The 17,172-nt window shown below is 70.4% G+C and carries 13 protein-coding genes; 6 read left to right on the forward strand and 7 right to left on the reverse strand.

All coding sequences use genetic code 11. The features are described from left to right. The first annotated feature begins 58 nt into the window (after positions 1-58). Entirely contained in the window at positions 59-2,524 is a 2,466-nt protein-coding gene (locus F9B98_RS09835; protein ID WP_150956649.1) for a DNA topoisomerase (ATP-hydrolyzing) subunit A, read from the forward strand. Between the two features lie 154 nt (positions 2,525-2,678). Here the strand turns inward: F9B98_RS09835 and F9B98_RS09840 are convergent, their stop codons facing one another. Further along, a complete protein-coding gene (locus F9B98_RS09840) occupies positions 2,679-4,748 on the reverse strand; it encodes a DNA gyrase/topoisomerase IV subunit B (protein ID WP_412177035.1) in 2,070 nt (689 codons plus the stop codon). A gap of 165 nt (positions 4,749-4,913) precedes the next feature. Here F9B98_RS09840 and F9B98_RS09845 point away from each other — a divergent pair, with 165 nt between their 5' ends. After that, positions 4,914-5,135 (forward strand): hypothetical protein, encoded by a 222-nt coding sequence (locus tag F9B98_RS09845; RefSeq protein WP_150956652.1) that lies wholly within the window; start codon positions 4,914-4,916, stop codon positions 5,133-5,135. A gap of 57 nt (positions 5,136-5,192) precedes the next feature. Here the strand turns inward: F9B98_RS09845 and F9B98_RS09850 are convergent, their stop codons facing one another. Both F9B98_RS09850 and F9B98_RS09855 read right to left on the reverse strand, forming a co-directional pair. Next, a complete protein-coding gene (locus F9B98_RS09850) occupies positions 5,193-6,236 on the reverse strand; it encodes an alanine racemase (RefSeq protein WP_150956655.1) in 1,044 nt (347 codons plus the stop codon). Then, on the reverse strand, positions 6,233-6,883 hold the full coding sequence (locus F9B98_RS09855; RefSeq protein WP_150956658.1) for an alanine racemase C-terminal domain-containing protein: 651 nt from the start codon (positions 6,881-6,883) through the stop codon (positions 6,233-6,235). The genes F9B98_RS09850 and F9B98_RS09855 overlap by 4 nt, the downstream gene beginning before the upstream one ends. Positions 6,884-6,927: 44 nt before the next feature. Between F9B98_RS09855 and F9B98_RS09860 the strand changes: the two genes are divergently transcribed. Continuing rightward, positions 6,928-7,950 (forward strand): sugar-transfer associated ATP-grasp domain-containing protein, encoded by a 1,023-nt coding sequence (locus tag F9B98_RS09860; protein ID WP_150956661.1) that lies wholly within the window; start codon positions 6,928-6,930, stop codon positions 7,948-7,950. A 195-nt stretch (positions 7,951-8,145) separates the two neighbouring features. On the opposite strand, the gene F9B98_RS09865 is transcribed toward F9B98_RS09860, so the two are convergent. The 3 genes from F9B98_RS09865 to F9B98_RS09875 form a co-directional block, all read right to left on the reverse strand. Next, positions 8,146-8,844, reverse strand: coding sequence for a coenzyme F420-0:L-glutamate ligase (locus F9B98_RS09865; protein WP_150956664.1), 699 nt, complete (start codon positions 8,842-8,844; stop codon positions 8,146-8,148). Then, entirely contained in the window at positions 8,841-10,163 is a 1,323-nt protein-coding gene (locus F9B98_RS09870; RefSeq protein ID WP_150956667.1) for an RNA polymerase sigma factor, read from the reverse strand. Before F9B98_RS09870 ends, F9B98_RS09865 begins: the two co-directional genes overlap by 4 nt. Before the next feature lie 257 nt (positions 10,164-10,420). Further along, positions 10,421-11,347: a proteasome assembly chaperone family protein gene (locus F9B98_RS09875; protein ID WP_150956671.1), complete on the reverse strand. Its 927-nt coding sequence runs from the start codon at positions 11,345-11,347 to the stop codon at positions 10,421-10,423. A gap of 84 nt (positions 11,348-11,431) precedes the next feature. On the opposite strand from F9B98_RS09875, the gene F9B98_RS09880 reads away from it, so the two are divergent. The 3 genes from F9B98_RS09880 to sucB are packed head-to-tail and all read left to right on the forward strand — an operon-like array spanning position 11,432 to position 16,119. After that, complete coding sequence (locus F9B98_RS09880; RefSeq protein ID WP_150956674.1) at positions 11,432-12,898, forward strand: leucyl aminopeptidase; 1,467 nt, start codon at positions 11,432-11,434, stop codon at positions 12,896-12,898. Beyond that, entirely contained in the window at positions 12,895-14,268 is a 1,374-nt protein-coding gene (gene lpdA / locus F9B98_RS09885) for a dihydrolipoyl dehydrogenase (protein ID WP_150956679.1), read from the forward strand. The genes F9B98_RS09880 and lpdA overlap by 4 nt, the downstream gene beginning before the upstream one ends. A gap of 54 nt (positions 14,269-14,322) precedes the next feature. Further along, positions 14,323-16,119, forward strand: coding sequence for a 2-oxoglutarate dehydrogenase, E2 component, dihydrolipoamide succinyltransferase (sucB, locus tag F9B98_RS09890; RefSeq protein WP_150956681.1), 1,797 nt, complete (start codon positions 14,323-14,325; stop codon positions 16,117-16,119). Positions 16,120-16,136: 17 nt separating this feature from the next. On the opposite strand, the gene F9B98_RS09895 is transcribed toward sucB, so the two are convergent. Then, on the reverse strand, positions 16,137-17,150 hold the full coding sequence (locus F9B98_RS09895) for a hypothetical protein (RefSeq protein WP_150956684.1): 1,014 nt from the start codon (positions 17,148-17,150) through the stop codon (positions 16,137-16,139). Positions 17,151-17,172 lie beyond the last annotated feature (22 nt).

Here is a 17,172-nt window from a genome sequence, read left to right on the forward strand (position 1 = left end):
CCACAGGAGCCCCGATCCCCGTCGAGACGCGACGCCCGCCCGACCCGAGGCCGTACCTATGCCCGATTCCCGTTCCTCTTCTTCCGCGACGTCATCCGTCGTCGAGCGCATCGAAGACGTCGATGTCTCGACCGAGATGCAGGGGTCGTTCCTCGAATACGCCTACTCGGTCATCTACTCGCGCGCTCTGCCCGACGCCCGCGACGGCCTCAAACCCGTGCAGCGGCGCATCCTGTACCAGATGGCCGAGATGGGCCTTCGACCCGACCGCGGGCACGTCAAGAGCGCCCGCGTCGTCGGCGAGGTCATGGGAAAGCTCCACCCCCACGGCGACGCGCCCATCTACGACGCCCTCGTGCGCCTCGCCCAGCACTTCTCGCTGCGCGTGCCCCTGGTCGACGGGCACGGCAACTTCGGCTCGCTCGACGACGGTCCGGCAGCTCCCCGCTACACCGAGGCGCGCCTGGCGGCCGCCGCCCTCGCGCTGACCGAGAACCTCGACGAGGACGTCGTCGACTTCATCCCCAACTACGACGGGCAGTTCCAGCAGCCCGAGGTGCTGCCGGCGGCCTTCCCGAACCTCCTCGTCAACGGGGCGACGGGCATCGCGGTCGGCATGGCCACGAACATGGCGCCCCACAACCTCATCGAGGTCGTCGCCGCCGCCATCCACCTCCTCCAGCACCCGGATGCCACGGTGGACGAGCTCATGGAGTTCGTGCCCGGCCCCGATCTGCCCTCGGGCGGCATCATCGTCGGGCTCGACGGCATCAAGGACGCCTACACGAACGGCCGCGGCACCTTCCGCACGCGAGCGAAGGCCTCGATCGAGTCGCTCGGCCCGCGCCGCACCGGCATCGTCATCACCGAGCTGCCCTACCTCGTCGGACCCGAGCGCGTGATCGAGAAGATCAAAGACGCCGTGCAGGCGAAGAAGCTCACCGGCATCGCCGATGTCACCGACCTCACCGACCGCAACAACGGTCTGCGCCTGGTCATCGGCATCAAGACCGGGTTCGACCCGAAGGCCGTTCTCGAGCAGCTGTATCGCCTCACCCCGCTCGAGGACTCGTTCGGCATCAACAACGTCGCCCTCGTCGACGGCCAGCCCCAGACCCTGGGGCTGCGCGAGATGCTGCGCGTCTACATCGACCATCGCATCCGCGTCGTCACGCGCCGCAGCGAGTACCGCTTGGCCCGCAAGCGCGAGCGTCTGCACCTCGTCGAGGGTCTGCTCATCGCGATCCTCGACATCGACGAGGTCATCCAGGTCATCCGCTCCTCCGACGACGGCGAGCAGGCCCGCACGAAGCTGCAGGAGGTCTTCGACCTCTCGCACCCGCAGGCCGAGTACATCCTCGAGTTGCGCCTGCGCCGCCTGACGAAGTTCTCGCGCATCGAGCTCGAGGCCGAGCGCGACCAATTGAACGCCGAGATCGCCCAGTTGGTCGAGCTCCTCGGCAGCGAGACGCTGCTGCGCCAGCAGGTGGCTCGCGAGTTGGACGCCGCGGCCGAGGCGTACGGCACCCCGCGGCGCACGATGCTGCTCAACGGCGGTCCCGTGCAGCCGCGCTCGGCGAAGGCCGCTGCGGCGGCCGATCTGCAGATCGCCGACGCCCCGTGTCGCGTGTACCTCTCGGCAACGGGTCGCATGATCCGGGCCGAGCTCGTCGCCGACGCGCCGGCCGGTGGGGTGGTGCCGCCCGCGCGCCGGTCGAAGCACGATGCGATCCGCTCGTCGGTCGACACCACGACGCGCGGCGACATCGGCGCGGTCACCTCGACGGGCCGCCTCGTTCGGTTCTCGCCGGTCGACCTGCCCTCGGTGCCGGCGAACTCGGTCCAGGTCGCCGCGGGCACCAAGGTCGAGCAGTACCTGGCGTTGGCGAAGGGCGAGAAGGTCGTGTCCCTCGTGCCGCTGGTCGACTCCCCCACGATCGCGCTCGGCACCGAGCAGGGTGTGGTCAAGCGCGTCGCGGCCACCGAGCTGGGCACGAAGGACGAGATCGAGATCATCTCACTCCGAGACGGAGACCGGGTCGTGGGCGCGGCTCCCGCGAGCGACAACGCCGAGCTCGTGTTCATCGCGAGCGACGCCCAGCTGCTGCGCTTCGAGGCGTCATCCGTGCGGCCCCAGGGGCGATCCGCGGGCGGGATGGCCGGCATCCGTCTCTCCGATGGCGCACGGGTGATCGCGTTCGCCGTCGTCGGGGCCTCGGCCTTCGACGCGGTCGTGGTCACGGTCGCCGGGTCGTCGGCGGCGCTTCCCGGTACCGATGCAGGCAGTGCGAAAGTGTCGGCGTTCACGGAGTTCCCGGCGAAGGGCCGTGCCACCGGCGGTGTGCGCGCCCAGCGCCTGCTGCGCGGTGAAGACGCCCTCGTGCTCGCGTGGGTGGGCACGGATCCGCGCGCGGTCGGCCCCGACGGTTCGGTGCGGGCCCTTCCCGAGTCGGGCGCCAAGCGCGATGCGTCGGGGCAGCCCCTCGAGGCCGTCGTCGGCGCCATCGGCACCGTCGTCCGCTAGCCCGCGCCGCGGCTGCGCTGCCGCGGCGTGCACATCGGCGGGCGCTTCCGGCGACACTCCGGTCGTCGGGGTGTCAGCGCGGCGTGTCGGTGATGGCATCCGCCGTTGTGCTCGCCGGCGCGGCCGGCCCGTCACGACCCCCCGGTGAGGGGGGTCAGACGTCGATGCGCTCGCGCGCGAGCCGGTCGCTCGAGTCGATGATGAACTCGCGGCGTGGGGCGACGTCGCTGCCCATGAGCAGGTCGAACACGGATGCCGCGGCCTCCATGTCCTGCACGCGTACGCGGCGCAGCATGCGGCCGGCGCGGTCCATCGTCGTGGTCGCGAGCTGATCGGCATCCATCTCGCCGAGGCCCTTGTACCGCTGCACGGGCTCCTGCCAGCGCTTGTTCGAGCGCTTGAGCTTCGTCAGCAGGGCGTGCAACTCCTGCTCGCTGTAGGTGTAGATGGTCTCGTTCGGCTTGGAGCCCGGGTTCATGACGATCACGCGGTGCAGCGGCGGCACCGCGGCGAAGACGCGGCCCTCTTCGACGAGCGGTCGCATGTACCGGAAGAACAGCGTCAGCAGGAGCGTGCGGATGTGCGCGCCGTCGACGTCGGCGTCGCTCATGAGGATGATCTTGCCGTAGCGGGCGGCCTCGAGGTCGAACGAGCGGCCCGAGCCCGCGCCGATCACCTGGATGATCGAGGCGCATTCGGCGTTCGACAGCATGTCGCTGATCGAGGCCTTCTGCGTGTTGAGGATCTTGCCGCGGATCGGCAGCAGCGCCTGGAACTCGCTGTTGCGTGCGAGCTTGGCCGTGCCGAGCGCCGAGTCGCCCTCGACGATGAACAGCTCGGAGTCGTTCACGTCGTTCGAGCGGCAGTCGACGAGCTTGGCGGGCAGCGACGACGACTCCAGCGCGTTCTTGCGGCGCTGCGTCTCTTTGTGCGTGCGCGCCGAGATGCGCGCCTTCATCTCGGAGACGACCTTCTCGAGCAGCTGGGCGGTCTGCGCCTTGTCATCGCGCTTGGGCGAGGCGAACCGTGCCGCGAGTTCTTTCTGAACGACGGATGCCACGATCTGCCGCACCGCGGGGGTGCCCAGCACCTCTTTGGTCTGGCCCTCGAACTGCGGCTCGGGAAGGCGCACGGTGAGCACCGTGGTGAGGCCGGCGAGCAGATCGTCTTTCTCGATCTTGTCGTTGCCCACCTTGAGCTTGCGCGCATTCTGCTCGACCTGCGCGCGCAGGACCTTCATGAGGCCCTGCTCGAAGCCCTGCTGGTGGGTGCCGCCCTTGGGCGTGGCGATGATGTTGACGAAGGAGCGGGTCGTGGTGTCGTAGCCGGTGCCCCAGCGCACCGCGATGTCGACCTCGCACTCGCGGGAGACCTCGGTGGGGATCATCGATCCGCCGGGCTGCAGCACCGGAACCGTCTCGGTGAAAGTGCCCGTGCCGCTGAGCCGCCAGGTATCGGTGACGGGCGCGTCGGGGGCCAGGAAGTCGGCGAACTCCGAGATGCCGCCGTCGAAGCGGTAGCTGGTCTCGACGCGCTCGTCGCCCCGTTCGTCTTGCACGACGATCTCGAGGCCGGGCACCAGGAACGCCGTCTGGCGCACGCGCTGCACGAGCTCGTCGAGCCCGAAGGTCGCGTCTTTCGTGAAGATCTGGCGATCGGCCCAGTAGCGGATCCGTGTGCCGGTGATCCCGCGCGGCGCCTTGCCGATGACGCGGAGTTCGCTGCTGCGCTCGAAGGGCGTGAAGGCCGAGTCGGGGCTGTCACCGGCGAACAGACCGGGCTCGCCGCGGTGGAACGACATGGCGTAGGTCTTGCCGCCGCGATCGACCTCGACGTCGAGGCGCTCCGACAGCGCGTTGACGACCGAGGCGCCCACGCCGTGCAGACCACCGGAGGCCGCGTACGAGCCGCCGCCGAACTTGCCGCCGGCGTGCAGCTTGGTGAACACGACCTCGACGCCCGTGAGACCCGTACGGGGCTCGACGTCGACCGGGATGCCGCGGGCGCGGTCGCGCACCTCGACGCTGCCGTCGGCGTGCAGCACGATGTCGATGCGCGAGCCGAAGCCGCCGAGGGCTTCGTCGACCGAGTTGTCGATGATCTCCCAGAGGCAGTGCATGAGACCGCGGGAGTCGGTCGACCCGATGTACATGCCCGGGCGCTTGCGCACGGCTTCGAGGCCCTCGAGGACCTGCAGATGATGGGCGGAGTACTCGGACGTCACGATCTCCCAGCGTAATCGGGGCCACCGACATCGACTGCCAGACACACAGGACGGTCGGGTCACCGTACGCGCACAGCGAAATGTGATCAAGCCGCGGCATAGGGGAAACATCCGCGTGGTTGTATATGGAGACTCGCCCACGACCACCTGAGGAGGGCACCCGACATGACCACCACGACTGCACCCGACGCGTCAGCCGTCCTCGATCACCGCCTGACGGCGGCCGATCGTTGCGACTCCTGCGGCGCGCAGGCCTACATCGCCGCGACGGTCAACGGCAGCGAACTGCTGTTCTGCGCGCACCACGGCCGCAAGTACGAAGAGAAGCTCCGCAGCGTCGCCACGTCGTGGCACGATGAGACGGCGCGACTGAACGCCGCCGAATAAGACCTCACCGCCAGAACGGGCCCCGCGCACTCGATGCGTCGGGGCCCGTTCTGCGTGTCAGGCGTCGGAGTCGATGTAGGCCCGCGCGACCGTGGGTGAGACGCGGAGGGCGATCTCCTCGCCGATCGTGTCGACGAGTTCGGCCAGGTCGGTGGCTGTGTGGAGCGCGTCACGACCGAACACCGCGATCTCGTCCCCGGTGCGAGCCCCTGCCCACGGTGCCAGGACCGTCTCGACCGGTGTGATCGTCTCGACGCGGCGCGGACCCTCGGGCGTCCGCACGTCGAAGCGGCCGCTCAGAGTGCTCGGCACCCCGTGCAGGCTGCCCACGTCGAGGTGGACGCCCGCGGCATCCACCGCGGTCACCGTGGCTCGCAGCGTCGCGATGGGCTCGATCCCCAGCTCCTGCTCCCCCGGCCCGCCGGCGGGACGGATGCCGTACGAGAAGGCCCCGACCCGCACGAGGTCCTCGCGGAACTCGCCGCGGGCGAAGCCGGCCGCGCTGGCCGCCAGGTGCGAGAACGTCGGCTCCAGACCCGCCGCCCGTGCCGCATCGCGCGCGGTCAGGAAGACCTCGCGAGCGTCGTCGTCATCGGCATCCGACGCCTCGGAGATGTGCGACCAGATGCCCTCGAAGCTCGCGCGGCCCGCGCCGATCAGCGCGGAGGTCTGCGCGAGGGCGGCCTCCCACCGTTCGGGACGGATGCCGTTGCGGTGCAGGCCCGTGTCGATCTTGAGGTGCACGCGGGCCGGTCGACCGGCGTCCAGCCCGGCGAGGTCGTCGAGCAGGGCTTCATCGCCGATGCCGAGGTCGAGATCGGCCGCGACCCCCGCCGCGAGATCGTCGGCGCCGCCGATCAGCCACACGAAGATCCGCACGTCGGGCCCGGCGACACGGCGGACGGCCGCGCCGGTGATCACGTCGAAGGCCCCGATCCAGCGGACGCCCTCCGCGACGGCGCGGGTCACGATCGGCTCCAGCCCGTGCGCGTAGGCGTCGTCCTTGGCCACGAGCATGTGCGCGGCGGGCTCGACGGCTTCGCGCACCCGGTGGAGGTTGCGGGCGAAGGCGTCGAGATCGACGCGGTAGACGGCGCTCACACGGCCACCCGTCGATCGGCCCGGGCTCCCACCACGGCGACGATCTCGGCGGCCGTCAGGCCCGTGGCATCCGTCCACTCCGAGAGCGACGGATGGCCCTCGGCCGGGTCGCCGAAGAAGACGACCTCGGTGCCGCGCGGAACGCTCGCGTCTTCGACGTCGACGACGCACACGTCCATTGCCACGCGCCCCACGATGCGATGGCGGCGGCCCGCGATCCCGACCGTAGCCGCGTTGCCGAGCGCGCGGACGACGCCCTGGGCGTAGCCGCCGGTCACGAGGGCCACGGTGGTGTCGTGGGGGGCGCGGTGCGTGTAGCCGTACGAGACGCCCTCTCCGCGCAGCAGCGGCTTGGTGCCGAGCGCTTTCCCGCGCAGCGACAGCACGGGCTGCGCGTGTGATCCGGGCAGCCCGAACAAGACCGCGGCGTCGAGGGGCGCGGCATCCATCCCGAGATCCGAGAGAACGGATGCCACCCACTCGGCGCCGTGCCCCCATGCATCGGCCGCGAGGACGTCGTCGGCGCCCGAACCGGACCCGGCGGCGAGGGCGAGGGGGGCGTTGCGGCGCAGGGCGGACTCCGAGACGAGCGCCACGGGTGCCACTCCCCCGGCCTCGAGCGAGCGGGCAGGGAGCGTGGAGGTCACCCCTCTAGACTAACGAGGTCCGTGATCCCCGACCCCGGAGCCACATGCCTCAGCAGGGTTTCTCCCCCGTCACGCGCCTGCGCTACCTCGCCGGCCGCGCCCGCCGCATCGACGTCGGATCCGTCGTCGAACGAGCCAGAGAGGCCTCGGCCCAGCACGGCAAGTCGCTGCCGCTCGTCGTCGCCGACATGCTCTTCCAGGCCGGCGTGAAGAACGTCGGCTTCCAGGACTACATCGACTACGACTTCGCGATCCTCACCCCCGCCGAGCGTGCCACGTACATGACGCACCCGGTGTCGAACCAGATCTCGCAGAAGTACGACCACCCCGACTACCGCGGCCTGTTCCAGGACAAGGTCGAGTTCGACCGGAAATTCAGTGAGTTCCTCCGCCGCGACTGGATGGTGGTGGATGCCGACAACGCCGACGAGCTGCGCGCCTTCACCGAGCGCCTCGGCACGGTCGTCACGAAAGAGCCGGTCGGCCAGGCCGGCACCGGCGTGCACCGCTACTACGCGGCCGAGGTCGAGGACTGGAGCGCCTTCCACCGCGGCCTGCTCGAGCGCGGCGAGATCCTCGTCGAAGAGGTCATCCGCCAGCACGACGACCTCGCGGCCGTCTGCCCCGGAACCGTCAACACCACGCGCGTGACGGCGTTCTTCGACGGCGAGAAGACCCACATCCTCGCGATGGCGCAGAAGTTCGGCCGGGGCGCGGTCAGCGACCAGATGACCTTCGGCGGCTTCTACACGATGCTCGACGAGAACGGCCACGCCCTCGGCGCCGGCTACGACTCGCACGGCCACGTGCACGAGCGGCACCCCGACTCGGGCGTGCGCATCGCGGACTTCCAGTTGCCGATGATCGACGAGGTCAAGGCCTTCGTCGATCAGGTCGCGCGCGTCGTGCCCCAGGTGCAGTACGTCGGCTGGGACATCGTCGTCGGCCCTGACGGCCCCGTGCTCGTCGAGGGCAACTGGGGCGCCGGCGTCTACGAGAACAAGCCGAGCGTCACCGGGATCCGCACCGGACACAAGCCGCGCTATCAGGCCGCCATCGGATTCTGATCCCGGATGCCGAGAGGCCCGTCCCCCGCGCGGGGACGGGCCTCTCGTCGTGGTGACCGTCCGAGCGTGACGACGGGGCCGTCGTGGGGTGCGATGGCGTCGATGGGCTCGGCCACCGCGGTTCGCCGGGGTGCCGGCATCCGGAAACGCGAAAGACCCGCCCCGAGAACGGGGCGGGCCTTTCGACGAGCTGTGTCAGCTGTGGCGCACGATGCCGAGCGGCGTCGACTCGTGGCCCTGACCGAGCGGGTTGTCCTTGAGGATCGCGACGAGGCGCTTTTCGCCGGCCTTGTCCATCGTGGAGCCGAGGATGTTGCCACCCAGGTCGTTGATGTCGACCACGGCCACCTGCAGGTCACCGCCGAGCAGCGACTTCAGGCGTACGGCCACCTCGCGGGGACGCTCCGGGCCCAGCACGACGGCCTGGTTGTACGGCGGGATCGTGCCCTTGGTGGGGCCGTCGATCGCGCGCGCCTTGTCGCCGGCGATGCGGTAGAAGTCGCCCTTGCGGCCCATCGCCTTGGTCACGGCCGAGACGGCCGCGGCGAACAGGATGCGGGGCGTTCCGCACTCGCGCAGCGCCATCTCCATCGTCTCGGGCATGCCGAGACCGATGCCGTACGGCGTGCGGGTGACGTACTTCGACAGGAACAGCGCGAGCTTGCGCGGCTTGATCGAGTCGAGCTTGTACGACCGGCCCTGCGTGATCGCGACGATCTTCTCGGTGACGAACAGCAGGTCGCCCGGCTGCACGGCATCCTTCGCGTACTCGAGGATGAACGCGTCGAGGTCGTCGCCCGGCATGACGACCCGCGTGCGGATCGGGATGCGGGCGTATGACGTGCCCTCGACGGTGACGGTGAGCGCTTTGCCGGCGTTGGCCTCCGCGCTCATTCGAGGTAGTCCCGCAGCGACTGCGAACGCGACGGGTGACGCAGCTTCGCCATGGTCTTCGACTCGATCTGGCGGATGCGCTCGCGGGTGACGCCGAACGTGTCGCCGATCTGGTCGAGGGTCTTGGGCTGACCGTCGCCGAGGCCGAAGCGCATGCGGATCACGCCCGCCTCGCGCTCGCTGAGCGAGTCGAGGAGCGACTCGAGCTGGCGCTGCAGCATGGTGAAGCCCACCGCGTCGGCGGGGACGACCGCCTCGGTGTCCTCGATGAGGTCACCGAACTCGCTGTCTCCGTCTTCACCGAGGGGCGTGTGCAGCGAGATCGGCTCGCGGCCGTACTTCTGCACCTCGATGACCTTCTCGGGGGTCATGTCGAGCTCGCGGCTGAGCTCCTCGGGCGTGGGTTCGCGACCGAGATCCTGCAGCATCTGGCGCTGGACGCGCGCGAGCTTGTTGATGACCTCGACCATGTGCACCGGGATGCGGATGGTGCGGGCCTGGTCGGCCATGGCGCGCGTGATGGCCTGACGGATCCACCACGTGGCGTAGGTCGAGAACTTGAAGCCCTTGGTGTAGTCGAACTTCTCGACCGCACGGATCAGGCCCAGGTTGCCCTCCTGGATGAGGTCGAGGAACTGCATGCCGCGACCGGTGTAGCGCTTGGCGAGCGAGACCACGAGGCGGAGGTTGGCGCCGAGCAGGTGGCTCTTGGCACGCTGGCCGTCACGGGCGACCCACTGCAGGTCGAGTCCGAGCTGGCTCGTCTTCTCGGCCGCCGACATGTTCGACAGCTTCTCTTCGGCGAACAGACCGGCCTCGATGCGCATCGCGAGCTCGACCTCTTCGGCCGCGTTCAGGAGCGGAACCTTACCGATCTGCTTCAGGTAGTCCTTGACCGGGTCGGCGGTGGCACCGGTGATCTGCGCCGAGTAGACGGGGACGTCGTCCTCATCGCTCGACGAGATGACGATCGCGCCGGTGGGCAGGGCCTCGGCGGGCGCCGCCGGAGTCTCGTCCTCGTCGTCGTCGTCGCTCTTCTTCGCGTCGGTCTTGCCGGCGTCGTCGGAGTCGTCGCTGTCATCGGCGTCGTCGATCTCGATGTCGCCCTCTTCGACGTCTTCCTCGTCTTCGTCGAGGTCGTCGTCCTTCTTGGCCTTGGTCTTCGCCTTGGCGGGAGCAGCCTTGGACTTGGCCGGGGCCTTCTTCGCGGGGGCCTTCTTGGCGGTCGTCGTCTTCGACGCCGTCACGGTCTCCTCGGAGTTCTCGAGCTCGGTGTCCTTCGCACTCCGGGAGCGGGTCTTGGTTGTCGTGTCTGCCACGTTTCGCCTTTCACCGGGAACGTACGCTGCACGGCCACCGGTCGTTCTCGGACACTAGTAAGACCCTTGTCAAGTCCCGAACCGAGGAGCGGGGGCTCCTGGTCCGGTTGACAACGGGTCAGGTTCTTCATTGTCTCACATTCCCGGACCGGGACTTGACGTAGGCCGGGTGTTTATGCGTAGACAACGCCTTTCGAGGAGGAGACATTCCCGGATGCCGACTCCTCGGCATCCCATCGAGCGCGGGGCGAGCGGGCTCAGCCGAGCTTGCCGCGGCGGTCGTCGTCGCCGGGACGACTGGCGAGGAAGCGCTCGAGCTCAGCGGCGAGCTCGTCGGCGCTGGGGAGGTCGCCGGTGTGGATGATCGGCGTCGCCTGCGTCGAGCCCGCCATGTAGGCGTCGTAGCGCTCCTCGAGGTTCTCGAGCATGCGGGTCAGTTCGTCGCTGCCCTCGACCTGCTCGGTGACCTTGCCGAGGAAGTCGCGGTTCTCTTCGCGCAGCACGTCGCCCGCGAACACGAGGCCGGTGGCGACCGTGAGGCTGTCGAGGGCGGCGAGGGCGGCCGCGGGGTACTCGGTGTCTCCGAGGTAGTGCGGCACGAGCAGGGCGAAGCCGGCGACCTTGGCCCCGGCCTCGGCGAAGCGGTACTCGAGCAGGTGACCGGCGGTCGAGGGGACCTGCGTGTGCGGGCGCCACACCGAGTGGGCCTCGGCCAGGTCGGGGCGCGTACCGCTCACCGTCGTACCGATGGGACGGGTGTGCGGGACGGGCATGGGGATCGCGTGCACCCACGTGATCGAGGTGATCTGCAGACCGGCGGACAGCTCGAGCACCGTCTCGGCGAACGCCTCCCAGAGGAAGTCGGGCTCGTACCCGGCGAGCAGGAGGAAGGGCTGGCCGAGGGAGTCGTGCGCGAGCGAGAGCTCGAGACGCGCCGGGCGGTAGTCGGTCAGGTGGTCTTCGACGAACGTGATGGCGGGGCGTCGCGCCCGGTAATCGAGAAGGGCGTCATTGTCGAAGACGAACACCGGGTTGGGCTGAACGTCGTCGCGGAAGTACTGGACCAGGCGGGACACGGCACCCCCGGCGTCGGTGAAACCGGTGAGGGCGATCACGAGCGGCAGGCCCGACGGCACGGGCGGCGCCGCGGGGGCGCGGTCGTACAGCGGGGCGGAGGAACGCATACCTCCACTCTACGAGCGTGCCGAGTGCGACGGTCGCGGTGCGTCCCGCTCCTAGCGAACACGCTCGAACCTAGGATGGATGCCATGCCGTTTCCCTCTGTGGCGTACACCCACGCCCCCGCTCTCGAGTCCGACGCCGATGCGATCCTTCTGATCGTCCCCACCCTCTCGGAGGGAGCGCCGGATCCGGATGGCTGGGACGGACTGTCGGCGGCGGTGACAGCGGTCGGCTTCACCGGAGCCGCCGGGTCGTTCCAGCGCGTGCATGTTCCGGGTGTCACGACCCCCGTCGCCGTGGCCGGTGCGGGCGCGAACCCCACCGACGCCGCGCTCCGCGATGCCGCGGGCGCGGGCCTGCGTCAGCTGACCGGCTTCGAGCACGTCGCGGTGCAGTCCCTCGCACCGGGCACCTGGCGCCCGCTCGCCGAGGGTGCGGCCCTGGGCGGGTACCGCTTCGCCGACTACAAGAAGAAGGCCGCGAAGGTGCGGGCGACCCGCGTCACCGTCGTCGCCGACGAGGCGCCGTCCGACGCCGACACCACCGCGGTGTCCGCCGTCGCGGGTGCCGTGGCCCTCGTGAAGGACCTCGTGACGACCCCGGCCGAGTGGCTCGGACCCGCCGATTTCGCCGACGCCGCCGTGAAGGCCGTCGAAGGACTGCCCGTCGAGGTCGAGGTGCTCGATGAGAACGCTCTGCGCGAGGGCGGCTACGGCGGCATCCTCGGCGTGGGCCAGGGGTCGGACCGGCCTCCGCGCCTGGTGCGTCTGGACTACTCCCCCGCCGGTGCCGAGCGTCACGTCGCCCTCGTCGGCAAGGGCATCACCTTCGACACCGGCGGCCTGTCGCTGAAGCCCCCGGCATCGATGGTCGGCATGAAGTACGACATGTGCGGCGCCGCGACCGTGCTGGCGGTGCTGAAGGCGGCCGCCGAGATGCAGCTTCCCGTTCGCGTGAGCGCGTGGCTCTGCATCGCCGACAACATGCCCTCCGGTCGTGCAACGCGCCCGGGCGACGTGCTGCGCACCCTCGACGGGACCACCGTCGAAGTGCTCAACACCGACGCCGAGGGACGCCTCGTGCTCGCGGACGGCCTCGCCGCGGCCAGTCGCGAGAACCCCGACCTGATCGTGGACGTGGCGACGCTGACGGGGGCGATCACGGTCGCTCTCGGCAACCGCCACACCGGCGTCATGGGCGACGACGCCGCCGTGGCGACGTACCTCGCCGCGTCGGCCCGCACCGCGGAGCTCGCGTGGCAGCTGCCGCTGCCCGACCACATGGTCGACGACCTCGACTCCCCCATCGCCGACCTGCAGAACGCGAAGATCGGCGATCCCGCCGGTGGTTCGCTATTCGCCGGTCTCTTCCTGCGCCACTTCGTCGGACGCGTCTCGACCGAGGCCGACGCGCCCCGCATCCCGTGGGTGCACCTCGACATCGCGGGCGTGGGCATGAACAAGGCGGCGCCGTTCGGATACACCGACAAGGGTGTGACGGGTGCGACGGTCCGCTCGCTCGTGGAGATGCTGGCCACGGACGGCGCCCGGTGACCGAGTACTCCGCCGACGTCGTCGTGCTCGGGGGCGGCAGCGGCGGATACGCCGCCGCTCTCCGCCTCGCCGAGCTGGGCAAGGATGTCGTGCTCGTCGAGAAGGACAAGCTCGGCGGCACGTGCCTGCACCGCGGGTGCATCCCCACCAAGGCGCTGCTGCACGCCGGCGAGGTCGCCGACGCCGCTCGCGGCGCGTCGGAGATCGGCGTCGACGTGACGTTCTCGGGGATCGACCCGGCGCGGGTGCGTTCGTACCGCGAGGGAATCGTCGCGAAGAAGTTCAAGGGGCTCGAGGGACTGATCTCCGCCCGGGGCATCCGTGTCGTCCGCGGCCAGGGCGCCCTCGAGGCCGGGCCCGCGGTGCGCGTCGGTGACGACCTCTATCGCGGAACCGACGTCATCCTCGCCACCGGCTCCTACAGCCGGAGCCTGCCGGGTCTCGAGATCGGCGGCCGGGTGCTCACCAGCGAGCAGGCGCTCGACCTCGACGTGATCCCCGAGCGGGTGGTCGTGCTCGGCGGCGGCGTGATCGGCGTCGAGTTCGCGAGCGTCTGGCGCTCGTTCGGCGTCGAGGTCACGATCGTCGAGGCCCTGCCGCACCTGCTCCCGGCCGAGGACGCGGCATCCAGCAAGGCTCTCGAGCGCGCGTTCCGCAAGCGAGGCATCGCGTTCCAGCTCGGGCGTCGTTTCTCGTCTCTGACCCAGTCGGCCGATTCCGCGACGGTCACCCTCGATGACGGTTCCGAACTCGTCGCGGACTACGTCCTCGTGGCGGTCGGCCGCGGACCCGTCACCGCGGGCCTCGGCTACGACGAGGCCGGGGTCGTGCTCGACCGCGGCTTCGTGCAGACGGACGATCGCCTTCGAACGGCCGCCGCCCACGTGTGGGCCGTGGGCGACATCGTGCCCGGGCTGCAGCTGGCCCATCGCGGATTCCAGCAGGGGATCTTCGTCGCCGAGGAGATCGCGGGCCTTTCGCCCGTACTCGTCCCCGATGTCGACGTGCCCCGCGTGGCGTACTCCCACCCCGAAGTCGCGTCCGTGGGACTCACCGAGGCTCAGGCGCAGGATCGTTACGGATCCGATGCCGTGAGGGCCTACGAGTACAACCTGGCCGGAAACGGCCGCAGCGAGATCATCGGCACCTCGGGCATCGTGAAGATCGTCCGACGTGTCGACGGACCCGTCGTCGGCGCTCACCTCGTGGGTGATCGCGTCGGCGAACTGATCTCGGAAGCGCAGCTCGCGGTGGGCTGGGAAGCGCACCCCGAAGACATCGCACCGTTCGTCCACGCACACCCCACCCAGAGCGAGGCGCTCGGCGAAGCCTTCCTGGCACTCGCCGGCAAGCCCCTGCACGCACTCTGACCGCGAACCGGTCACTAAGCTAGGTACCGCATCCGGTACGAAGGAGACATATCCATGAGCACTTCCGTCGTCCTCCCCGCTCTCGGCGAGAGCGTCACCGAGGGAACGGTCACCCGATGGCTCAAGCAGGTCGGTGACACCGTCCAGGAGGACGAGGGTCTGCTGGAGATCTCGACCGACAAGGTCGACACCGAGATCCCCTCGCCCGTCTCGGGCGTGATCGAGGAGATCCTGGTCCAGGAAGACGAGACCGTCGAGGTCGGAGCCGTCCTCGCCAAGATCGGCGACGGCTCGGGCGCTGCGTCGTCCGACGACGCCCCGCAGGCCGCCCCCGCCGAGGAAGAGGCCGCTCCCGCCGAGCAGGCCGCCCCCGCGGAGTCGGCCCCCGCCGAGCAGGCCGCCCCCGCGGAGTCGGCCCCCGCCGAGCAGCCCGCGCCGGCGGAGTCGGCGCCCGCCGAGCGGCCCGCGCCCGCCGCGGGCGGCGACTCGACCGAGGTGAAGCTCCCGGAGCTGGGCGAGAGCGTGACCGAGGGCACCGTGACCCGCTGGCTGAAGGCCGTGGGCGACGACGTCGCCGTCGACGAGCCCCTCCTTGAGATCTCGACCGACAAGGTCGACACCGAGATCCCCTCGCCGGTCGCCGGCACGCTGCAGGAGATCCTGGTCCAGGAAGACGAGACGGTCAACGTCGGTGCGGCACTCGCGCGCATCGGCAGCGGCGCGGCCACGGCCGCCCAGCCCGAGGCTCCCGCGCCGGCCCCCGCCGCCGAGGAGAAGCCGGCTGAGCAGCCCGCTCCCGCCGCCGAAGAGAAGCCCGCCGAGCAGAAGCCGGCCGAGCAGCCCGCTCCCGCCGCGGACGACAAGCCGGCTGCTCCCGCTCCCGCCGCCGAGAAGCCCGCCGAGCCGGCTCCCGCCGCCTCGTCGAACGACGACGTCACCTACGTGACCCCGCTCGTGCGCCGTCTCGCTCAGCAGCAGGGTGTCGACCTGGCCTCGGTCAAGGGCAGCGGCGTCGGTGGACGCATCCGCAAGGAAGACGTCCTCAAGGCCGCCGAAGCCGCCAAGGCGGCTCCGGCCGCGGCGTCGGCTCCGGCTGCGTCCGCTCCCGCCGCCCCCGCCCCCGTCGAGGTCTCGCCCCTGCGCGGCACGACGCAGAAGATGTCGCGTCTGCGCAAGGTCATCGCCGAGCGCGCCGTGGCCTCGATGCAGGCGACGGCCCAGCTGACCACGGTCGTCGAAGTCGACGTGACGAAGCTCGCCGCCCTGCGCGACCGTATGAAGGGCGAGTTCCAGCAGAAGACCGGCGACAAGCTGTCGTTCCTGCCGTTCTTCGCCATCGCGGCCATCGAGGGTCTCAAGGCCTACCCGATCATCAACTCGACGGTCGAGGGTGACGAGATCGTCTACCCGGCCCACGAGAACGTGTCGATCGCCGTCGACACCGAGCGCGGCCTGCTGACCCCGGTGGTCAAGGACGCCGGTGACAAGAACATCGCCCAGCTCGCGCGCGAGATCGCCGATCTCGCCGCCCGCACGCGCGACAACAAGCTGAAGCCCGACGAGCTCGCCGGCGGCACCTTCACGCTGACCAACACCGGTTCGCGTGGGGCGCTGTTCGACACGCCCATCGTGTTCCTGCCCCAGTCGGCGATCCTCGGCCTCGGTGCCGTGGTGAAGAAGCCGGGCATCGTCTCGGTCGACGGGAAGGACGCCATCTCGGTGCGCTCGTACGTGTACCTGGCGCTGTCGTACGATCACCGCATCATCGACGGTGCCGACGCCGCCCGCTTCCTCGGCACGGTCAAGGCCCGCCTCGAGGCGGCGCAGTTCGAGGGTGACCTCGGCATCTGATCCCACCGGGCACCGGCTCATGATGGCTGGTCCGCGACCGTTCTCACGGCGCGGACCAGCCATCGGTCTTTCTGCCGGACGAGGGTGACGTACTGCGTCGCACCGCCCGCGTCGAGGCGCACCACGGTCACTCCCCCGAAGTCGTCGACCACCGTGACGGTTCCTTCAGCCGCGTCGGCAAGCACCGGTTCCCGGGGGAAGACCGAGTCTTCTTCGTAAGCCGAGGCGCACACGGCGTCTCCGCGGCATCCGTCGATGTCGGTGAAGAGGTCGCGCGCGATCTGCACGACATCGTCGGACAAGGGCCGGCGCTCGTCGACCGGCGGCGGATCCGACAGCCACGGCGTGGTCGAGGTCGGTGCCGGGTCCGCGATCGCCACCGCGGAGGCGACCGGTGCGGGGGCGCGCGGGTCGGGGATCAGCGAGAGGCCGATCGCGACGACGGCGGCGACCCCCGCGCCGACGCTGGCCAGCCGCAGCGCGCGTGATGCGCGCCAGCGTTCGCGCAGACCGCCCAGGGCGGAGCGCGCCGTTTCGGCGAGATCGGCGTCGACCAGCTCGAGCACGCGCACCATCGCGCCGTCGCGCTCGGCGGTCGGCGCGGCCGTCGCCGTCCGGGCGGCGGGCGTGAGCGGTCCGAGCACGAGCGGGACAGGGGCTGCGTGCGAGAACAACCGTCTCTCGTCGGCCTCCCAGTCTCGAGGGGGCCGGGTCAACACGCTCTCCCGCGCCCGCCCGACGATCTCCCGCGTGGGTGCGTCGTCGGCGATCTCGGCGAGGTGGGCGAGGCCCTCGGCCGTCGCCGCCACGGCATCGAGGCCTTCGTCGTCATCCACCGCGATCGGGCACCCGGTGGCGGTGAGCCACCACGTCATCCCACCTCGCGCACTCCCTCCCCCGCGGCATCCGCGAAGCAGTCCGACGGCGGCGGTCACCGCCTCTCCCGCCGTCAGAGGGAGTGTGCTGTGCGCTCGACGCCGGAGGTAGGCGTGCAGGGGCTCGGCCAGGACGGGTGCCGCGGGACTGCTCATGCCGAGATGGTGGCGGAAGCGC

It is taken from the genome of Microbacterium testaceum StLB037, assembly GCF_008763945.1.
Classification (GTDB): domain Bacteria; phylum Actinomycetota; class Actinomycetes; order Actinomycetales; family Microbacteriaceae; genus Microbacterium; species Microbacterium testaceum_G.